Genomic DNA, 18,544 nt, shown 5'->3' with positions numbered 1-18,544 from the left:
AGCCCAGTAGCCCCCAGTCCAGCAGCCGCAGGCCGGCTCGCGGTTCGGGTGCCCTGCCGCGGTGAACGAGGCGTGCCCGCAGACGAGACGGGGACGTCCCGGCGGCGCGGCCGGTCCGCTGCTGCGGGACATGGGCGACAGACGACCTGCGTGCCACCGAGTTCAGGGAGAGGGCGATGACGCCACCCGTCACCGAGACCGAGCAGCACGCAGACGGGAGCCCGCGCCCGCGCCTGCGGCTGGACGACCGCTACCGCCTCGACGAAGGCACGGTCCACCTCTCCGGCATCCACGCACTCGTCCGCATCCTCCTGGACCGTGCCGCCCGTGACCGCCAACAGGGGCTGCGCACCGCGACGTTCGTGTCCGGCTACGAGGGATCGCCCCTGGCCGGCTACGACATCGAGCTGGCCCGGCGCGAGGCGCTGCTGCGCGAGCACGACATCGTCCTCAAGCCCGGCCTGAACGAGGAACTCGCCGCGACCGCCGTCATGGGCAGCCAACTCGCGGGCCAGGTCGGCACCTCGCGCTACGACGGCGTCACCGGCATCTGGTACGCCAAGTCACCCGGCCTCGACCGGGCCTCCGACGCCCTGCGCCACGCGAACCTGGTCGGCACCGGACCGACCGGCGGCGCCGTGGCGCTGGTCGGCGACGACCCGGGCGCGAAGTCGTCCAGCGTGCCGTGCGCCAGCGAGGCGACCCTCGCGGACCTCGCGATGCCGACGCTGTACCCGGCCGACGCGCAGGACGTGCTCGACTACGGCCTGCACGCGCAGTACCTGTCCCGGTTCTGCGGCCTGTGGACGGGCTTGAAGATCACCACGGCGGTCGCCGACGCCACCTCCACCGCCCTCGTCGGACCCGGCCGGAACCCGGTCACCGACGGCGGCGCCGGACCGAACCCGCACACGCCGAGCGCGATGCTCCTGGGCGCCAACCTCATGGCGCTGGAGCGCAGTCTGCACGACGTCCGGCTGCCCCGCGCGATCGAGTACGCCCGGCTGCACGGCCTCAACCAGGTTGTGCGGCGCGACCCTTCGGACCGGATCGGCATCCTCACTTCCGGCAAGACCTACCTCGACGTCCGCGAGGCCCTCCGCCTCATCGGGCTCACCGACGACGACCTGACCCGCCACGGCATCAGGATCCTCAAGCTCGGCATGGTCTTCCCCCTGGAGCGCGACGCCGTCGTCGAGTTCGCGGACGGGCTCGACCAGTTGCTGGTCGTGGAGGAGAAGCGGCCGTTCCTCGAAGCCGCCGTCAAGGAGATCCTCTACGGCCGTACCGGCGCGCCCGCCGTCCACGGCAAGGAAGGCCCCGACGGGCGGAGCCTGTTCAGCCGTTCCGGGGAACTCGACGCGGACGCCGTGGCCACCGGCCTGGCCAAGGTGCTCGCCCCGCTCGGCGTCGAAGCCGCCGAGGCCTGGCGCCGTCGGCCCCGCCCCCGCGCCTCGCTCTCCCTGCCGCTGCTGAACCGCAGCCCCTACTACTGCTCGGGCTGCCCGCACAACACCTCCACCACCGCGGGCGGCGACTCGCTGGTCGGCGCGGGCATCGGCTGCCACGCGATGGTCGTGTTCATGGACGCCGAGCAGGTCGGCACGGTCGTCGGCATGACCCAGATGGGCGGCGAGGGCGCCCAGTGGATCGGCATGGAGCCGTTCGTCGACGACGACCACTTCGTGCAGAACATCGGCGACGGCACGTACATGCACTCGGGCAGTCTCGCCGTACGTGCGGCCGTCGCCGCCGGGGTCAACGTCACCTACAAGGTGCTCTACAACGGCACGGTCGCCATGACCGGCGGCCAGGACGCCGTCGGCGCGCTGCCGGTCGACCGGCTCGCCTCCACCCTCCTCGACGAGGGCGTCGCCAAGGTGATCGTCACCAGCGAGGACACCGCGCGCGTCCCCCGCGCCCGGCTGCCCAGGGCCGTACGGGTGCTGGACCGGTCCCGCATCGACGACGCCCTCGCCGAGCTGAAGGCCACCCCCGGGGTCACCGTCCTCATCCACGACCAGGAGTGCGCCGCCGAGAAACGGCGGGCCCGCAGGCGCGGCAAGGCCGAGACCCCGGCCAAGCGCGTCTTCATCAACGAACGCGTCTGCGAGGGCTGCGGCGACTGCGGCCGCAAGTCCAACTGCCTCTCCGTGCACCCGACGTCGACGGAGTTCGGCCGCAAGACCCGTATCGACCAGTCCTCCTGCAACCTGGACTACTCCTGCGTCGACGGCGACTGCCCGGCGTTCATGACGATCGTCCCGGCCGACGGTCCGCGCCGGGCCGCCCGCGCCGCGCTCCCCGACCTGGCCGCCACGGATCTCCCGGCCCCCGCCCGGAGCACCGGCTCCACCGGATCCTTCCGCATGCGGATCACCGGCATCGGCGGCACCGGCATCGTCACCGTCTCCCAGGTGCTGGCGACCGCCGCGGTCATCGACGGCCACCACGTGCGCACCCTCGACCAGACCGGCCTCGCCCAGAAGGGCGGCGCCGTCGTCTCCGACATCAAGATCACACCGGACGCCGTCGAACAGGGCGCGAAGATCACCGAGCAGAGCTGCGACCTCTACCTCGCCTGCGACCCGCTCGTCGCCACCGACCCCAAGTACCTCCGCGTCGCCGCCCCGGACCGCACCGTCGCCGTCATGAGCACCACCGAGATACCCACCGGGCAGATGGTCGTCGACACCGAGGTCGGCTTCCCGGCCCCCGGCGCCGTACGCAACGCCGTCGACGGCGCCGTACGCCAGCTCATCGCCCTGGACACCGGCGCCCTGGCCACCGAACTCTTCGACGACGAGCAGTACGCCAACATGCTGCTGGTCGGCGCCGCCTACCAGACCGGGCTGCTGCCGATGCCCGCCGAGGCCGTCGAAGAGGCCATCACTTTGAACGGTGTCGCCGTCGACCGCAACATCCAGGCGTTCCGCCGAGGCCGCCAGGCAGTCGCCGACCCGGACGCCCTGCGCGCCGCGACCGCCGCCCCCGAGCCCCGGCGGCCGGAACCGCCCGAGGGCACCGCCGAACTCGTCGCCCGGGTCACCGACGCCACCGACTCCGAACTGCACCGCCTCCTCACCGTCCGCGTGGCCGACCTCATCGGCTACCAGGACACCCGCTACGCCCGCGTCTACGCCGACTTCGTCAAGTCGGTCGCCGACGCCGAGGACGCCGCCGTAGCCGGTTCCACCGAGCTGACCGAGGCGGTCGCCCGCCACCTGCACAAGCTCATGGCGTACAAGGACGAGTACGAGGTGGCCCGCCTCGCCCTCGACCCGGCCGTCGACGCGGAGATCGACGCCACGTTCGGCAGCGGCAGCCGGCGCACCCACCTGCTGCACCCGCCGGTGCTGCGCGCCCTCGGCATGAAGCGGAAGATCGCCCTCGGCCGCGCCGCCGGACCCGCCTTCAAGGCGCTGCGCGCGATGCGGCGCGTGCGCGGCACCCGACTCGACCTGTTCGGCATGCACCCCGTACGCCGCCTCGAACGCGAACTCGTCGAGGACTACCGCACCTCACTCACCGACGCCCTCACGATCCTCACCAAGGAGAACCTGCCCACCGTACGCCGCCTCGCCGAACTCCCCGACGTCGTCCGCGGCTACGAGGACGTCAAACTGGCGGCGGTCGCCCGCTACCGGGCGGAGAAGGCGAGCCTCGTCGCCGAACTCCACGAGAACGCCACCGCTCTCGTTCCCACGGGGGCCTGACAGGGCCGGCCGGGTGGCGGCGCGCCATTCGCCACCCGGCCTGTCTGTCTTCTGAGGGTGTGCAGGCCGACCGTCGCGGAAAATGGGCGGCCCGCGAGGCTCGGCCCCGGCATGCTGGGCGTTCCGGTCGACCGAGAGGACCCCATGCCGACATCGCCCGACTCACCGACAGGCTCCGGCCGCGTCGGCGTGCCAGTCGTCCGGCTCTGGTACGGCGTCAACGAACTGCTCGCGTTCCTGCTGGAGTTGGCCGCGCTGGCGTGTCTGGGCTGGTGGGGGTTCACCGCCGGGGACGGGGTGGGCCGGCACCTCCTCCTGGGAGTGGGTACACCGCTGGTGGCCGTGGTGGCGTGGGGGCTGTTCGCCGCGCCGCGGGCCCGGTTGCGCCCGCCGCTGCCCGGGGTGCTCGCCGTCAAGGCGGTGGTCCTGGGCGGCGGGGCGGCCGCGCTGTACGGGGTCGGGCATGCGGTGGCCGCCGTGGCCGTGGCGGCCGTCGTCGTGGTGAACACGGCGGTGGCGGAGCTGTTCCGGCAGTCGCCGGACACGTCGCGCAGGGGGCGGGCGGCCGGCGGTTGAGGCGGGGCGATGGGTACCCGTTGACCGGGCAACGGGTCATGGCCGGTCGTGGGTCGGCTCCGTGCCGTTCAGTATCGCCGCCGTGAGAACGTGGCCGGCGACGCCCCAGCCGCCGTCGGTGACCTCGTCGACGAGGACGACGGTGGTGGGGCGGGCCCGCTCGCCGTAGATCTCGGCGTACAGGTCGGTGGTGCGCTCGACGATCCTCCTCTTGTCGTCGGCCGTCAGGGTGCCCGCGGGGACCTTGAAGTTGGCGAAAGGCATGGTTGTTCTCCTGTCAGAGGGCGGCGTTCGCGGTGAGCAGTTCGCCGATGCCCACGCGGCGGAAGAACTCGGCGCGGACGCGGTCGTACACCGCGGAGACCACCTCGCTGCCGTCGCGGCTGGGGTCGACGTGGGTGCGCAGCGGCCGTTCGCCGTGGGGGAGCGACACGACGCGGACGATCTCGTCGGCCACCTCGCCGACCTCGCGGCCGGGCGGGAAGAGCCCGCTCAGCGTCTCGGCCATCGTGTCCCTGAGACGGCCGTACGGCTCGTCGTACGCGGCGGCACGCGACGTGTCGCCGGGCGCGCCCGCGTGGGCGAAGTGGTTGGTGCCGCTCGGGTAGGCGCCGGGAATCACGAGGCTGGTCTCGATGCCGAACTTGACCAGCTCGGCGGCGTAGCTCTCGGCGAGGGCGTCCATCGCGGCCTTGGCGGCGAAGTAGGGCCCCAGGAACGGTGGATGACCGCCGCGCGTCGACGAGGAGCCGACCCACAGCAGCAGCCCGCGCCCCTGGCGGCGCATGACCGGCACCACGGCGCGGTTCACACGCTGCGTCGACAGCACGTTGATGTCGTAGACGTCGGCGAGCTGATCGACGGTGAACGCCTCGGCGGGTCCGAGAACCATGTGGCCGGCGTTGTGCACCACGACGTCGACCCGCCCCTGCTCGGCCAGGACGTGGTCGATCGCCCGGTCGACCGAGGCCTGGTCCTGGACGTCCATCTCGACGGCCGACAACCGCACGCCGTGCAACTCGGCGGCTTCGGCCAGCGCCGCCACGGCGGGTGCGTTGCGGCCCGTCGTCGCGCGCATCCCGGCGTACACGGTGTGACCGGCCCGCGCGAGGGCGCGCGCCGTGAGGTTCCCGAAGCCGCTGGAGGCGCCGGTGACGACCACGACGTACGGCTGCGAGGTCATGCGATGCCCCCGTTGGCGCGCAGTACCTGGCCGTTCACCCAGTGTCCCTCCGGGCCGGCGAGGAAGGCCACGACCCGGGCGATGTCCTCGGGCGCGCCCAGCCGCTCCAGCGGCGGGATCTTGGCCAGCCGGTCGATCTCGTCGTCGGACTTGCCCCGCAGGAACAGGTCCGTGGCCGTGGGCCCGGGCGCGACGGCGTTCACGGTGATGTCCCGGCCGCGCAGCTCGCGGGCGAGGATCAGCGTCATCGCCTCCACGGCGCCCTTGCTCGCCGCGTACGCGCCGTAGGAGGGGAACTGAAGGCCGACGACGGACGTCGAGAACGCCACGTACGAGCCGCCCGCGCGCAGCCGCCGCGCGGCCTGCTGGGCGGTGACGAAGGTGCCCCGGATGTTGGTGCGGTGCATGGCGTCCAGCTCCGCCAGGTCGAGGTCGGCGACGGTGGACAGCACCATCCGGCCCGCCGCGTTGACGACGACGTCGACCCCGCCGAACTCCTCCTCGGCCCGGTCGAACAGCGCGGCGACGGCGTGCTCGTCCGCGACGTCGGCCTGGACCGCGATCGCCCGGCCGCCCGCTGCGGTGATCGTCTTCACGGTCTCCTCGGCGGCCGCCGTGCCGTGCGCGTAGTTCACGACGACGGCCAGGCCGTCCTGCGCGAGCCTCAGACTGACGGCGCGGCCGATGCCGCGTGACCCGCCGGTGACGACGGCGACCCGTCGGCCCGGCTCCTGCTTCGTGGATGATGTCGCGTTCATGTCCTCCACGATGAACCGTGCCCACCGGCGGAACCAGGGGATGTCATCCCCTGGGTCGGCGGCCCGGCCGAGCCCACAATGGACCCCATGGGTGCTGCGAAATACACCGAGCTGGGGGCCTTCCTTCGTTCACGGCGTGAACGCGTCAGGCCCGCCGACGTCGGCCTCCCCACCGGACCGCGGCGCCGCGTCCCCGGACTGCGCCGGGAGGAGGTCGCCCAGCTCGCCGGGGCGTCGGTGGACTACTACAACGAGCTGGAGCGCGGCGCCGGCTCCCAGCCGTCCGAACAGATGATCGCCGCTCTGGCCCGGGCGCTGCGCCTGTCCGGCGACGAACGCGACCACCTCTTCCACCTGGCCGGGCGCCCGGTGCCCGTGCAGGGCGGAGCCGCCTCGCACGTGCACCCAGGCATGCTGGACCTGCTCCACCGGCTCACCTCGACACCGGCGCAGGTCATCACCGACCTGCACGTCACCCTCGTACAGAATCCCCTGGCCGTGGCGCTGCTCGGCGACCAGTGCGGGTTCCGGGGGCCCCGGGCGAGCTTCGTCCACCGCTGGTTCACCGAGCCCGAGGCCCGGCTGCTGTACCCGGAAGCCGAGCACGAGACCCAGTCCCGGGCCTTCGTCGCCGATCTGCGCGCGGCCGTGGCCCGGCGGGACGCGACGGACACCGAGGCCCGGCCGATGATCCGCTCCCTGCTGGCGCTGTCCCCCGAGTTCGCGGCCCTGTGGGCCGACCACGAGGTGGCGTTCCGCCGGGACGACCGCAAGCGCATCGACCATCCCACGCTGGGCGTGATCGAGGTCAACTGCCTCAACCTGTTCAGCGAGGACGGCCGTCAGCGCCTGCTGTGGTTCACCCCGGCGGTCGGCACCGACAGCGCGGCCCTGCTGGAGCTGCTCGCGGTCGTGGGCACGCAGGAGATCGCCGGCCCGGCACCGCACTGAGCGGGCAGGGGGCATGCTGCTTCAGCGCAAGCGCAGCGCCTCGCGGATCGTGGTGAACAGGTCGGTCTGGTTGGTGACGCCGAGGACGCGGTACGCGAGCGGTCCCTGCGCGGCGATGCGCACCTCGGTGCCGGTGTGCTCCTGGGACTGACCCGGGGTGTTGGTCGAGTAGTTGACCTTCAGCTGCTGCCCCTCGTCGGTGACGAGCGTGGAGGACAGGCCGGGCGGGGTCGCCTCCAGGGGGACGATCTGGCTGGTGTGGCCGTGGTCGGCGGTGGTGACGACGAGGGTGTCGGGGTGCTTGGCGGCGTAGGCGCGGGCCACCTTCACCGCGCGGTCGAAGGCCGCCGTCTCGCCGATCTGGCCGCACGGGTCGGCTGCGTGGTCCTGCTTGTCGATCGACGCGCCCTCGATCTGCAGGAAGAAGCCCTGCTTGGCGTGGTGGCGCCGCTGCTTGGCCTCCAGCAGCTGGATGGCCTTGTCGGCGGAGTCCGCGAGGCTCGGGGTCGTCGAGGGACGGTTCGGGTTGGAGGTGACGCAGCGCTGCGGGGCGGTGCCGCCGGTCGCGGCCGGCTTGCCGGTCCACTCGACGGGCACGTTGCCCGGCGCGAACAGGCCCAGCACGGGCTTGCCCGGCTCGGCGGCCTTCATCCCGGCGTCGTCGGTGACGACCTGGTAGCCGAGCGCGCGGGCCTGCTCGGTGACGGTACGGCCCTTGTACCGGCCGTCGGTGATCCGCTGGTCGAAGCGCTGCTTGCCGCCGCCGAACAGGACGTCCACCTTGTGGTTGACGGACTGCTCGGCGATGGAGCCGGGGCCACCGCTCGCGAGTGTGTCGGAGGGGCACTTGGCCATGTCGGCCGGGCCCTGGCAGGAACGGTCGGTGACGTGCGAGGCGAGCACCGCCGGGGTGGCGTCGGTCAGTTCGGCGGTGGTGACGCTGCCGGTGGCGTACCCGTTCTTCCGGGCCAGCTCCAGCAGGGTGCGCACGGGCTTGTCGGTGCCGGAGGTCTTGGAGATGCGGCCGTTGACCGTCTTGACGCCGGTGGCCCAGCCGGTGCCGCTGGCGGCGGAGTCGGTGACGTAGTCCGGGGTGCCGTCGGCGTGGACCGCGTAGGTGGTGTACTCGCCGGTCAGCGGGAAACGGTCCATGTCCAGCCGGCCGTTGGCGCCGACCGTGTAGTCCCGGGCGAGCGTGATCTCCGAGTCGCCCATGCCGTCCCCGATGAGCAGGATGACGTTCTTGGCCTTCCCGCCCCGGATCGCACCGGCCGCCTGCTGACGGCCGTCGAAGGCACCGGCCGCGCTGGTGACGGCCACGACGGCAGCGGTGGCGGCGACCACCGCGACGGCCGGCGTGAGACGACGACGAACGGACCGGGGCACAGAGCGGGGCCGGGGCGTGGATCGGGGCATGACTACGACTCCTTGTGACGCGACGAGCGAACTGCGGTCCCAACGGCAGCCACGTCACCAGCCGCACACGAAGCCCGGGTGAACCACCGACCGCCCACCGGCATCCAGCACGTGACACACCGGACGCGGGTCGGGGCGCCCCGGACCACACTCCAACTTCTGCTTATGATTCGACGCGTGTTCGATTCACGGCACATCAAGACGTTTCACGCGGTGGTCACGGCCGGCACCTACTCGGGGGCCGCCACCGCCCTCGGCTACACGCAGCCGGCCGTGACGCAGCAGATGAAGGCGCTGGAACGTACGGTGGGCAGCCCGCTGTTCGTCCGGGTCGGGCGGCGGATGCGGCTGACGGAGGCCGGCGAGACACTGGCCCGGCACGCCGAGGCCATCCTCGGCAGCCTGTCCGTCGCCGAGGAACAGGTCACCGCGATCACCAGGCTGCGCTCCGGCCGGGTCAGGGTCTGCGGCTTCCCCAGCGCCAACGCCACCCTCGTCCCCGAGACCCTCGCCCGACTCGCCGCCGAACACCCCGGGATAGCGGTGAGCCTGCTCGACGACGAACCGCCCGACTCCCTACGGCGCCTGGCGCGCGGCGAGTGCGACATCACCCTCGCTTTCACCTACCCAGGCCCGCCCGAACCCGTGCCGGACGACGTGGTCGAGATCCCCCTCCTGGAGGACCAGCTCACCGTCCTGATGCCGGTCGGCCACCCCCAGGCCCGGCGGCGCGCCGTACGCCTCGCCGACTTCACCGGGGAACGCTGGATCGCCGGCTGCGCCCGCTGCCGTACCCACTTCCTGCACGAGTGCGCCGAGTTGGGCTTCGCGCCCGACATCGCCTACACCACCGACGACGGTCTGGTCATGCAGTCACTGGTCGCCGAAGGGCTGGGCGTCGCCATGGTGCCCGGGCTCGTGCTGTCCTTCCTCCGGCTGGACCGGGTCGCCGGCCGCGCCCTGCAGCCGGCCGCGCGCCGCCGCGTCTCGGCGTACGTGCTGCGCGAGCACCTGCGGGTCCCGGCCACCGCACTGGTCGTCGACACCGTCAGGGCCGTCGCCGAACGCCGCGTCGGCTGCTGAGGCGTCCCACCCACCAGGCCATGTATAAGCGGAGGTTGGGGCGCTGTGAAGCAACTGTCGTTGGACGTACGGGTGTTGACCGCCGGACGCTGCCGTCATGACCACTTCCACGCCCACCCAGCGCGCCGGGGTCACCGCCCGTCTCGGCCGGTTCGTCGACGAGACGAAGCAGATCGTCCGTCGCGGTCTGTCCCCCGAGCGCACGGCCCGGACGGTCGCCGAATGTCTCGCACCGCACCTGGGCGCCGACGACCTCCTCACGGCGGGGCAGCGCGAGGGCGATCCCGCCCACTACCGCCAGCACGTCCTGCACGCCGAGGACGACGGCAGCTTCTCGATCGTCGCCCTGGTGTGGCTGCCGGGCCAGCGCACCTCGATCCACGACCACGTCTCCTGGTGCGTCACCGGCGTCCACGCCGGCCGCGAGCACGAACGCCGTTACGAACTGGTTCCGGGCGCCGGCTCCTCCCGCCTCGTCGCCACCCGGGAAGTCGTCAACGAACAGGGCACCGTCTGCGGCTTCGCCCCTCCCGGTGACATCCACCGGGTATGGAACGGGGGCGACAGCAAGGCGATCTCCCTGCACGTCTACGGCGCCGACATCACCCGCCTGGGCTCCAGCGTCCGGCGGATCTACGACCCCCCGGCCGGGGAGCGCTGAACGAGGCGTCCGCCCCCGCCCGTGGCCCCCGGGGCATGCGGGGCGGTTATCCGGGTAATCGGGCCTCGGCCGGCCAGGGACGAGTGGCCGCCCGGAAGGAGTGCTCCAGATGTTGATGGCCCACCCCGCGGTGCTGCGGGATCTGATCGACCAGTACGAAGCCCTCGCGGCCCTGGAGGCCTCGGAGGCGGGCAGCGCGCAGGTACGGCAGCGGATGCAGGACGTCGCCTACACCCTGTGCGTGTCGACGGGGACCGGCGACATCGACGCGGCGCTGATTGCGGCCCGCCACCGGTTGCCCGGCGCCCGGCCCCAGGACGACTCGGTCCTCACCGGCAGCTGACCCCACCGCCGGCCACGGTCGCCTTCCGCCGCACCCCGGCACTGCCGTGCGGCGGAGGGCGACCTCGCGGTTCAGCGGACCGTCACGTCGAACACCGGTGACGCGGTACGGCCGTTGACCATGCGCAGCTCGTTCTTGCCCTTCAGCCCGAGCTTGACGCGCAGCGAGTACGAACCGGTGCGCGAGACGGGCGTGGACGCGGGCAGGCCGACCCACTTGCCGTGCTGCTTCTGCTGCAGGGTCACCTTGCCGCCCGCCTTGATGCCGGTGGCCCTGCCCGTGACCCGGAACTCCTGCCAGGCACGCACCGAGGTCACCGAGGGCTTGGCCGTGATGCCGGCCTTCACCGCCTGCGCGTGCTGGGCGACGGCGACGGGAGCCGCGGTGTGCGTCGCCGGGGCGTCGGCCATGGCCGTACCCGCCAGGGCGAGGGAGGCGGTACCGAGGACGCCGACGACGGCCACGCGCAGGGAACGCCGCTTCGAGATCATCACTGATATGACCCTTTCCGTGATGTAGAGGCATTGGTGCCGAAAAAGCGCTACATGCCGGTTGATGCAGCCACCAGAGATGACGACACCCCAGCACCAGGCGTTCACCGGCGCTCTGTCCGGGTCTTGTAACAACGAAACGCAGACCGGCCGTCGGCGGCCCAGCAGCAACACGGCGGCACGGCAGCAGGGCCGGCCGCCCCCTCCGGCCGTCCGACGGCGGCCCGCCCGCTCGGCCTGGTACTACCTCCCCGTCGCTCGCACCGCCGGACGACGGTCCCACGGGGGGCTTCTTCTCCCGGGACGGAACAACGGTGCCCTGGTGACCACGTGCCCCGGGGCGGCTCGCGCGCTCAGATCCGCCAGGCGCGCAGGGCCTCGGCCACGGCGTAGACGCTCAGGCGGGTGTCCCGGACCTTGCGGACCAGGTCGGACAGGCCGCCGTAGGGCGGGTCGACGCCCTCTCCGGACTGGTCCATGTACTGGGCGGCGACGAACGCGGCGAACAGGCTGTTGCGGTGCGGCAGCGGCTCCAGCCGCACGATCGTGTGCAGCAGGGCCGCCGCGCGCCAGGAGGCGTCCGGATCGGACGCCTCCAGGGTCGGCATCCGGGTCCGGTGACGTGCCACGGCCGCCACCAGCGCGGAGTAGTCGGTCACCGTGACGTCTTCGTGCCCGAGGGCGGCCTCCTGGACGTCGAGCAGCCAGGAGACGTCGATGTGCAGGACCATCAGGCGGCCGCGGCCCCGTGGCCGCGTCCGCCGCCGGCGTCACGCTCGGCGGGCGGCACCTCGTCGGGGAACGCCTCGTCGAACTCGCCCCGGAGCCGGTCGGCCCAGGCGGTGGCGCCCGCGACGAAGCGCTTGCGGTGCATCTCGCGCACGCCGAGATCATGGAGGTAGGCTTTCAGGCTCTTGCCCTCCGCGGCGGCGGCGGCCCGGACACCCTCCATCTCCTCCTCGGAGAAGGACACGTTCAGTGATGGCATACGGCGATGGTACCTAGTTGGTGCCAAGCGGGAAAGTCCTGCGGTGCGAGGGGTCTCGTCACTCGATGCCGTAGCGCGTCGCGATCCCCGTCAGGACGATCGCCAGCCCCTCCTCGAACTGGCGGTCGTAGTCGTCGAAGAGCAACTCGCCGACCGCCGCGGCGAGCGGGAACTCGGCCAGCAGGCGGGCGCGTTCGCCGATGTCGAGATCCTCGCGCGCCTCCCCCCTGAAGGGTCGCATGCCCTGCTCCTCGATGACGAACCCGATGGTGAAGGCGTTCGCCGTGCGGCCCGCGTCGGTGGCCTGGGCGAGGGTGAATCCGGCGCCCGTCAGCAGCCGCAGGTTGGCCTCCAGGGCGGGGGCGTGGTCGGTGCCGGTGAAGCGCGTGCCGCTGAAGACCCGGGCGCCGTCGCGGTAGCCGAGCAGGGCGGTGCGCAGGCCCCGGTTGGCCTTGAGCAGCCGCTCCCGCCAGGTGTCGGCGGGGTCGAGTGCGACGCCGGCGGTCATCCGCCGGTACATCTGCGTCGCCATCTCGTCCAGCAGCGCCTGCTTGTCCCTGAAGTGCCAGTACAGCGCGGGCGCCTTGACGTCCAGCTCCCGGGCGATGACGCGCAGCGACAGCCCGTCCAGGCCGACCTCGTTCAGCAGTCGCAGCGCGGTGTCCGCCACCCGCTCGCGGTCGAGGGGGGCGCGTCGTTCCGTACTCACGCTTGACAGCTTAACAGTGATAAGGGCAGGCTCGGAGGCGGCAGAACTTAACGACGTTAAGGAGAGAAGTGATGGATGTCCTGATCGTGGGCGCGGGCCCGACGGGCCTGGCACTGGGGATCGACCTCGCGCGGCGCGGAGTGGAGGCGCTGGTCGTCGAGCGGGCGGACCGGCTGTTCCCCGGCTCGCGCGGCAAGGGCCTCCAGCCGCGCACCCAGGAGGTCTTCCACGACCTCGGCGTACTGGAGGCGATCCGCGCGGCGGGCGGCCCCTATCCGGCGCAGGTGATCTGGAAGGAGGGTGAACGGGTCGGCGAACAGCAGGTGTTCGAGCGGTTCGAGCCGGACGAGGGCACACCCTGGACCGAGCCGTGGATGGTCGCGCAGTGGCGCACCCAGGAGGTGCTGCACGCGCGGCTCACCGAGCTGGGCGGGCGGGTCGCCTTCGGCCGCGAGGTGGTGGCCGTCGACCAGGACGCGTCCGGAGTCACCGCACGCCTCGGCGACGGTACGACCCTCCGTGCGCGCCATCTCGTCGCGGCCGACGGGGGACGCTCGGTGATCCGCGAGGCGCTCGGCGTCGCCATGAGCGGGGACACCGTCGACCCTGCCCCGAACCTGGTCGCGGACATCCGGCTGCGGGGCCTGGACCGGGACCACTGGCACATGTTCCCCCACGACGACGGCAGCGGCGTCGCGCTGTGCCCGCTCGCCGGCACCGACAATTTCCAGCTACAGGCCCGGCGCGCCGACGGCATCGCACCCGACCTGTCGCTGGAGGGCATCCGCGCGCTGGTCGCCACGTACACCCACCTGGGCGCCGAGGCCGTCACGGAACTGCGCTGGGCCTCCGACTTCCGTCCGCGCACCGGCTTGGCGGACCGGTTCCGGGCGGGCCGCGTCCTCCTCGCGGGCGACGCCGCTCACATCCACTCACCGGCCGGCGGGCAGGGCCTGAACACCAGCGTCCAGGACGCCTACAACCTGGGCTGGAAGCTGGGCGCGGTCCTGCGGGGAGCGGCGCCCGAGTCCCTGCTCGACACGTACGAGGAGGAACGGCGGGCGGTCGCCGCGGAGATGCTGGACCTGTCGACGGCCGTGCACCGCGGCGAGGTCCGGCGCGGCAGGGCCACGGTCCAACTGGCCCTGGAGTACCGCACGTCGTCCCTGAGCGAGGAGAACCGCGCCCATCCGGGCGAGGTGCGGGCGGGGGACCGGGCACCCGACGGCACGGTGAACGGCGCACGCCTCTTCGACGCCTTCCGCGGCCCGCACTGGACCCTGCTGGGCGCCACCGCACCGCGCGCCGGGGCCGGCCTCCGTGTGCTGCCGGCCGCCCCCGCGTCGTACGGCCCCGGCGTCTACCTGATCCGTCCCGACGGCTACGTCGGCTGGGCGGGCGACACGACCGAGGGCCTCGCGGAGTACGCCACCCGCACGGGAGCCTTCGCGCCGACGGCCTGAGCGGTCGGTCCCGAAAGCCGGCCCAGGGTCCGGTTCCCAACCCGTCAGCCCTCGGCGCTGGGCCGTCAGCCCTTCGCCGGCCGTACGGTCAGGTCGCCGTTCGTCGTCGACAGATCCAGGCGGTAGCGGCCCGACGGATCGTCCTTGACCGACACCTTCTTGTCGCCGTTGGTGTTGTCCGCCGAGACCCGGTACGCGGCGGGCGGGACGGTGACCGTGAGGCTGCCGCTGGACGTACGGGCCTTGACGTTCTGCGGGGTGGCCGTCCGGATCGTCACCTCGCCGTTCGACGTCTGCGCGTCGACTCCGCCGCCCCTGGCGCCCTCGACGTGGACGCCGCCGTTGGACGTGCGCAGCCGCACCGGCCCGGCCGCGTCCGTCACCCTGATCTCGCCGTTGCTCGTGTGCACGTCGACCTTGCCGACGCCGCTCAGCGCCAGCCCCCCGTTGGACGTGCCTCCCGTCACCGCCAGGCCGGCGGGCGCCTTGACGACGTAGTCGACGCCGCACTTCCCGCCGCACCCGGAGAGGACCAGGACACCGTCCTCGACGTGGAACGACGTGCCGTCCGGCTTGTCGCCGTGATAACTGACCCTGCGGTGCACGGAGACGGCCGTGGTGTCCGCCGAAGCGTCCACCTCCACCCCGCCGTCCCGGCTGTCGAGCCGGATCGAGGTGATCCTCTGGGACACCTTGGCGTCGTCCTCCAGCGTCTTCTGGTCGAGGACAGAGCACGCCGCCGTCCCGGCGAGGGTGAGGGCGGCCAGAGCCACCGCCGAGAGGACGCGTACCTGAGCGCGCTGCATGAGGTTCCCCCTGTGAAGGTGAAGCGAGCCGAACCGGTGGCCGCACCGGTGACGGTTCGGTGATCGGTCCGTCTGTCAGTTCGTCGTTCGGTCACCCGCGACCCTACGCAGTCACCGCCGCCGTCCACGATGGGGATAACCCCCGATCATGAACGCCTGTTGGTTGGATGGCGGGGGCGCCCCGCACTACGGTGGCGTCATGAGCGATCACCCGGAAGCGCCTGTCGTGCCTGTCGCCCCCGTCGAGGCCTTCGAACCCCCTTACTACGTCGCTGTCTTCACGTCGGTGCGAACCGCGGAGCAGGGCGGATACGGCGAAACCAGCGCACGTATGGAGGAGTTGGTGAAGGACGTCCCCGGGTACCTGGGGATGGATCACGCGCGGACTCCCGGCGGGCTGTCCGTCACCGTCGGGTACTTCCGCGACGCCGAGGCGCTCACCCAGTGGCGCGGCAACGCCGAGCACCGTGCGGCACAGAAGCGCGGGCGCGCCCAGTGGTACGAGAGCTACACCCTGCACATTGCCAAAGTGGAGCGGAGTCACAGGTTCACGCGCGGGGAGGGCGGCCCGCAGGGGACGGCAGCGGGCTGAGCGGCGGGCTTGCACCGGGGGGCCAGGCGGCGGTCGCGAGCCGTGCCCCGCCACGCCCTCGCCGCGTGCTGGTGTGAGCCCTGTACGCGCCCCCGCGCCGGCGAGAAGACTCCCCTGACTGACGACCTTGTCCGTGTCCGTGGAGGGGAAGGTGGGGCGCCGTGCTGGTGCGTCTGCCCACGTCGGTGTCCGAGGCGCGGGAGTGCCTGGCCGAGGGAGCGGTGCCCGTCGGCGGGGCGACCCTGGTCTGGGCGACCTGGCAGCACGAGGGATTTCCCGAACTGGCCGTGTCCCTGCGGGAGTTGTCGGAGGCCAACGTACTGGGGCGGGAGACCGTCGGCGGTGCGGTCGTCCTGCGGCGGATCGACGGGCGGGTGCCGGACGTGCTGCGCCTGGCCGCCGCCTCCGTCGGCACCGGAGCCGTACGGCGCACCGCCACCGTCGGCGGCAACATCGTCGGCAGCACCCTGCGCTGCCTCCTGCCCGCGGCGCTCGTGCTGGACGCGCGGGCGACGGTGCTGGAACCCGACGGCGTCCGGGAGACGGATTTGGCCGAACTGCTGGCCAAGCGGCCCGTGTTGCTCAGCCTGCGCTGGCGCACGCCGCTCGCCTGCGCGTACCGCAAACTGCCCGGCGAAGCCGGCGGCCCACCACCGCTCGTGGTCGCGTCCGCCCTGCACGCCGAGGGCGACGGCAACGGCCCGCTCCTGCGGATCGCCGTCCGCCACGGGTACGACGTCGTAGCCGCCGCCATCCCGTACAGCCCCGACGCCGACGCCGACGAGACGCGGCACGCCCTGCGCTCGACCGACCTCACCGGACTTCCGGCCGCCGCATGGGCCGTGATCGACTCGCAGATCGCGGCGCTGACTCCAGAAGCGATGGACTGACTCGCAGAGCTGACGTGTCATCAGGTCGGCGCGCCCGGTCCGTCACGGGGAGGCCAATCCCGTCCCACGGAGAGGCAAAGAACTCTGCCTGAGTCTGGCGCGGGTCAGGGCGGCGGGGAGTACGTTCACACTGCATCCTGTCATGTCACGTTCACTCTGCGTGTCAGGGCCGGGTGATGCTGTGCTCATGACGTGCGCGGTTCCACCGCCGCTACGCGCCTGTCACGGGCTGCCCTTCCAGTTGAGGATCCCCACTTCCATGGAGGCAGTACCCCATGCGTGAGTCACGCTCGAGCGGGCGCAGACCGAGTCTGCGCAGACTCGTCGCCGTCGCCGTCCCGGCCCTCGGCCTCACCGTCGCCGGCCTCGCCGCGGCACCGATAGCCGGCGCCATACCGGCCACGGCGCACACCGCCGCACAGAACGCAGCACAGACCTCCGCGCACCACGCCACGCCCGCGACGCAGAACGCCACGGCCCTGACCGACCCGCAGCGCCAGGTGTTCCATTCCACCGGCAAGGCCGGCCAGAAGGTGCCGACCCAGCACCTGTGCGCCACCGCCGGGCCGGGCCAGGCGTCCTGCTTCGCGCAGCGCCGCACGGACATCAAGCAGCGCTTGGCTTCGGCGCTCGCCGCCGCCGCTCCCTCCGGCCTGTCCCCGGCGAACCTGCACGACGCCTACAAGCTGCCCTCCACGGGCGGTTCGGGCATGACGGTGGGCATCGTCGACGCCTACAACGACCCCAACGCCGAGTCGGACCTGGCCACGTACCGCTCGCAGTTCGGCCTGTCCGCCTGCACCAAGGCCAACGGCTGCTTCAAGCAGGTCAGCGAGACCGGCTCCACCACCAACCTGCCGACGGACGACTCGGGTTGGGCGGGGGAGGAGGCGCTGGACATCGACATGGTCAGCGCCGTGTGCCCGAACTGCCACATCATCCTGGTCGAGGCCGACCAGCCCAGCATGGAAGACCTGGGCGCCGCGGAGAACGAGGCCGTCACGCTCGGTGCCAAGTTCGTCTCCAACAGCTGGGGCGGCGGTGAGGACTCCACCCAGACCTCCAGCGACGCCTCCTACTTCAACCACCCGGGCGTCGCGATCACCGTCTCCTCCGGTGACGAGGCCTACGGTGCCGAGTACCCGGCGACCTCCCAGTACGTGACGGCCGTCGGCGGCACCGCGCTGAACCAGTCCTCCAACTCGCGTGGCTGGTCGGAGTCGGTGTGGAAGACCAACTCCACCGAGGGCACCGGCTCCGGCTGCTCCGCCTACGACCCGAAGCCGAGCTGGCAGACGGACACGGGCTGCTCCAAGCGCATGGAGGCCGACGTCTCCGCGGTCGCCGACCCGGCCACCGGCGTGGCGGTCTACGACACCTACGGCGGCTCCGGCTGGGCGGTCTACGGCGGGACGAGTGCCTCTTCCCCCATCATGGCCGGTGTCTACGCCCTCGCGGGCACCCCGGGCGGCAGTGACTACCCGGCGAAGTACCCCTACCAGCACACCGGCAACCTGTTCGACGTGACGAGCGGCAACAACGGCTCCTGCTCCCCGTCGTACTTCTGCACCGCCGGTACCGGCTACGACGGCCCGACCGGCTGGGGCACCCCCAACGGCACCGCCGCGTTCACCGCCGGCACCAGCAGCGGCAACACGGTGAGCGTCACCAACCCCGGCAACCAGTCCACGACCACCGGTGACTCGGTCAGCCTGCAGATCCACGCGAGCGACAGCGCGGGTGCGGCCCTGACCTACAGCGCCACGGGTCTGCCGACCGGCCTGTCCATCAACGGCTCCACCGGCCTGATCTCGGGTACGGCGTCCACCGCCGGCACCTACCAGGTCACCGTCACCGCCAAGGACTCCACCGGCGCCACCGGCGCGACCTCCTTCACCTGGACCGTCGGCACCTCCGG

General features: G+C 72.3%; 19 protein-coding genes. 10 read left to right on the top strand and 9 right to left on the bottom strand.

Annotation, left to right across the window (positions count from 1 at the left end; genetic code table 11):
- Positions 1 to 176 precede the first annotated feature (176 nt).
- Both ABZ854_RS28735 and ABZ854_RS28730 read left to right on the top strand, forming a co-directional pair.
- Positions 177 to 3,716 (top strand): indolepyruvate ferredoxin oxidoreductase family protein, encoded by a 3,540-nt coding sequence (locus tag ABZ854_RS28735; protein ID WP_361216218.1) that lies wholly within the window; start codon positions 177 to 179, stop codon positions 3,714 to 3,716.
- Between the two features lie 144 nt (positions 3,717 to 3,860).
- On the top strand, positions 3,861 to 4,292 hold the full coding sequence (locus ABZ854_RS28730) for a YrdB family protein (RefSeq protein ID WP_361216216.1): 432 nt from the start codon (positions 3,861 to 3,863) through the stop codon (positions 4,290 to 4,292).
- A 36-nt stretch (positions 4,293 to 4,328) separates the two neighbouring features.
- Here the strand turns inward: ABZ854_RS28730 and ABZ854_RS28725 are convergent, their stop codons facing one another.
- Genes ABZ854_RS28725 through ABZ854_RS28715 form a run of 3 tightly spaced genes read right to left on the bottom strand, consistent with a single transcriptional unit; the run spans position 4,329 to position 6,233 of the window.
- Positions 4,329 to 4,556 carry a 4-oxalocrotonate tautomerase family protein gene (locus tag ABZ854_RS28725; RefSeq protein ID WP_361216213.1) on the bottom strand — a complete coding sequence of 76 codons (228 nt, stop codon included), beginning with the start codon at positions 4,554 to 4,556 and terminating at the stop codon, positions 4,329 to 4,331.
- Between the two features lie 13 nt (positions 4,557 to 4,569).
- Positions 4,570 to 5,475, bottom strand: a complete 906-nt coding sequence (locus ABZ854_RS28720; protein ID WP_361216210.1) for an SDR family NAD(P)-dependent oxidoreductase — start codon at positions 5,473 to 5,475, stop codon at positions 4,570 to 4,572.
- Entirely contained in the window at positions 5,472 to 6,233 is a 762-nt protein-coding gene (locus ABZ854_RS28715; RefSeq protein ID WP_361216207.1) for an SDR family oxidoreductase, read from the bottom strand. The genes ABZ854_RS28720 and ABZ854_RS28715 overlap by 4 nt, the downstream gene beginning before the upstream one ends.
- A gap of 78 nt (positions 6,234 to 6,311) precedes the next feature.
- On the opposite strand from ABZ854_RS28715, the gene ABZ854_RS28710 reads away from it, so the two are divergent.
- Positions 6,312 to 7,184: a helix-turn-helix transcriptional regulator gene (locus ABZ854_RS28710; protein ID WP_361216204.1), complete on the top strand. Its 873-nt coding sequence runs from the start codon at positions 6,312 to 6,314 to the stop codon at positions 7,182 to 7,184.
- A 21-nt stretch (positions 7,185 to 7,205) separates the two neighbouring features.
- On the opposite strand, the gene ABZ854_RS28705 is transcribed toward ABZ854_RS28710, so the two are convergent.
- Positions 7,206 to 8,570 (bottom strand): alkaline phosphatase, encoded by a 1,365-nt coding sequence (locus ABZ854_RS28705; RefSeq protein WP_361216379.1) that lies wholly within the window; start codon positions 8,568 to 8,570, stop codon positions 7,206 to 7,208.
- Between the two features lie 207 nt (positions 8,571 to 8,777).
- Between ABZ854_RS28705 and ABZ854_RS28700 the strand changes: the two genes are divergently transcribed.
- The 3 genes from ABZ854_RS28700 (at position 8,778) to ABZ854_RS28690 (ending at position 10,687) form a co-directional block, all read left to right on the top strand.
- Positions 8,778 to 9,683, top strand: coding sequence for a LysR substrate-binding domain-containing protein (locus ABZ854_RS28700; RefSeq protein WP_361216202.1), 906 nt, complete (start codon positions 8,778 to 8,780; stop codon positions 9,681 to 9,683).
- A gap of 97 nt (positions 9,684 to 9,780) precedes the next feature.
- Entirely contained in the window at positions 9,781 to 10,344 is a 564-nt protein-coding gene (locus ABZ854_RS28695; RefSeq protein WP_361216199.1) for a cysteine dioxygenase family protein, read from the top strand.
- 109 nt (positions 10,345 to 10,453) lie between these two features.
- On the top strand, positions 10,454 to 10,687 hold the full coding sequence (locus tag ABZ854_RS28690; RefSeq protein WP_361216196.1) for a DUF5133 domain-containing protein: 234 nt from the start codon (positions 10,454 to 10,456) through the stop codon (positions 10,685 to 10,687).
- A gap of 71 nt (positions 10,688 to 10,758) precedes the next feature.
- Here ABZ854_RS28690 and ABZ854_RS28685 read toward each other — a convergent pair whose 3' ends face one another.
- The 4 genes from ABZ854_RS28685 to ABZ854_RS28670 form a co-directional block, all read right to left on the bottom strand.
- Positions 10,759 to 11,178 carry a hypothetical protein gene (locus ABZ854_RS28685; protein WP_361216193.1) on the bottom strand — a complete coding sequence of 140 codons (420 nt, stop codon included), beginning with the start codon at positions 11,176 to 11,178 and terminating at the stop codon, positions 10,759 to 10,761.
- Positions 11,179 to 11,531: 353 nt separating this feature from the next.
- The gene (locus ABZ854_RS28680) at positions 11,532 to 11,909 is read right to left on the bottom strand and encodes a toxin Doc (RefSeq protein ID WP_361216191.1); all 378 of its coding nucleotides are present in this window, start codon (positions 11,907 to 11,909) and stop codon (positions 11,532 to 11,534) included.
- Positions 11,909 to 12,166, bottom strand: coding sequence for a hypothetical protein (locus tag ABZ854_RS28675; RefSeq protein WP_361216188.1), 258 nt, complete (start codon positions 12,164 to 12,166; stop codon positions 11,909 to 11,911). The genes ABZ854_RS28680 and ABZ854_RS28675 overlap by 1 nt, the downstream gene beginning before the upstream one ends.
- A 58-nt stretch (positions 12,167 to 12,224) precedes the next feature.
- A complete protein-coding gene (locus ABZ854_RS28670) occupies positions 12,225 to 12,875 on the bottom strand; it encodes a TetR/AcrR family transcriptional regulator C-terminal domain-containing protein (protein ID WP_361216186.1) in 651 nt (216 codons plus the stop codon).
- Between the two features lie 71 nt (positions 12,876 to 12,946).
- Between ABZ854_RS28670 and ABZ854_RS28665 the strand changes: the two genes are divergently transcribed.
- Entirely contained in the window at positions 12,947 to 14,338 is a 1,392-nt protein-coding gene (locus ABZ854_RS28665) for an FAD-dependent monooxygenase (protein WP_361216184.1), read from the top strand.
- Positions 14,339 to 14,403: 65 nt separating this feature from the next.
- Here the strand turns inward: ABZ854_RS28665 and ABZ854_RS28660 are convergent, their stop codons facing one another.
- The gene (locus ABZ854_RS28660; protein ID WP_361216181.1) at positions 14,404 to 15,144 is read right to left on the bottom strand and encodes a DUF4097 family beta strand repeat-containing protein; all 741 of its coding nucleotides are present in this window, start codon (positions 15,142 to 15,144) and stop codon (positions 14,404 to 14,406) included.
- A gap of 199 nt (positions 15,145 to 15,343) precedes the next feature.
- Between ABZ854_RS28660 and ABZ854_RS28655 the strand changes: the two genes are divergently transcribed.
- From ABZ854_RS28655 to ABZ854_RS28645, 3 genes are all read left to right on the top strand, one after another.
- Positions 15,344 to 15,736 carry an antibiotic biosynthesis monooxygenase gene (locus ABZ854_RS28655; protein ID WP_361216178.1) on the top strand — a complete coding sequence of 131 codons (393 nt, stop codon included), beginning with the start codon at positions 15,344 to 15,346 and terminating at the stop codon, positions 15,734 to 15,736.
- A gap of 161 nt (positions 15,737 to 15,897) precedes the next feature.
- Entirely contained in the window at positions 15,898 to 16,626 is a 729-nt protein-coding gene (locus ABZ854_RS28650; protein ID WP_361216175.1) for an FAD binding domain-containing protein, read from the top strand.
- Between the two features lie 275 nt (positions 16,627 to 16,901).
- The coding region (locus ABZ854_RS28645) for a putative Ig domain-containing protein (protein ID WP_361216173.1) at positions 16,902 to 18,544 on the top strand (1,643 nt) is incomplete at its 3' end.

Source organism: Streptomyces sp. NPDC047028 (genome assembly GCF_040644095.1).
Classification (GTDB): domain Bacteria; phylum Actinomycetota; class Actinomycetes; order Streptomycetales; family Streptomycetaceae; genus Streptomyces.
This window is presented reverse-complemented; position numbering and strand designations above follow the sequence as displayed.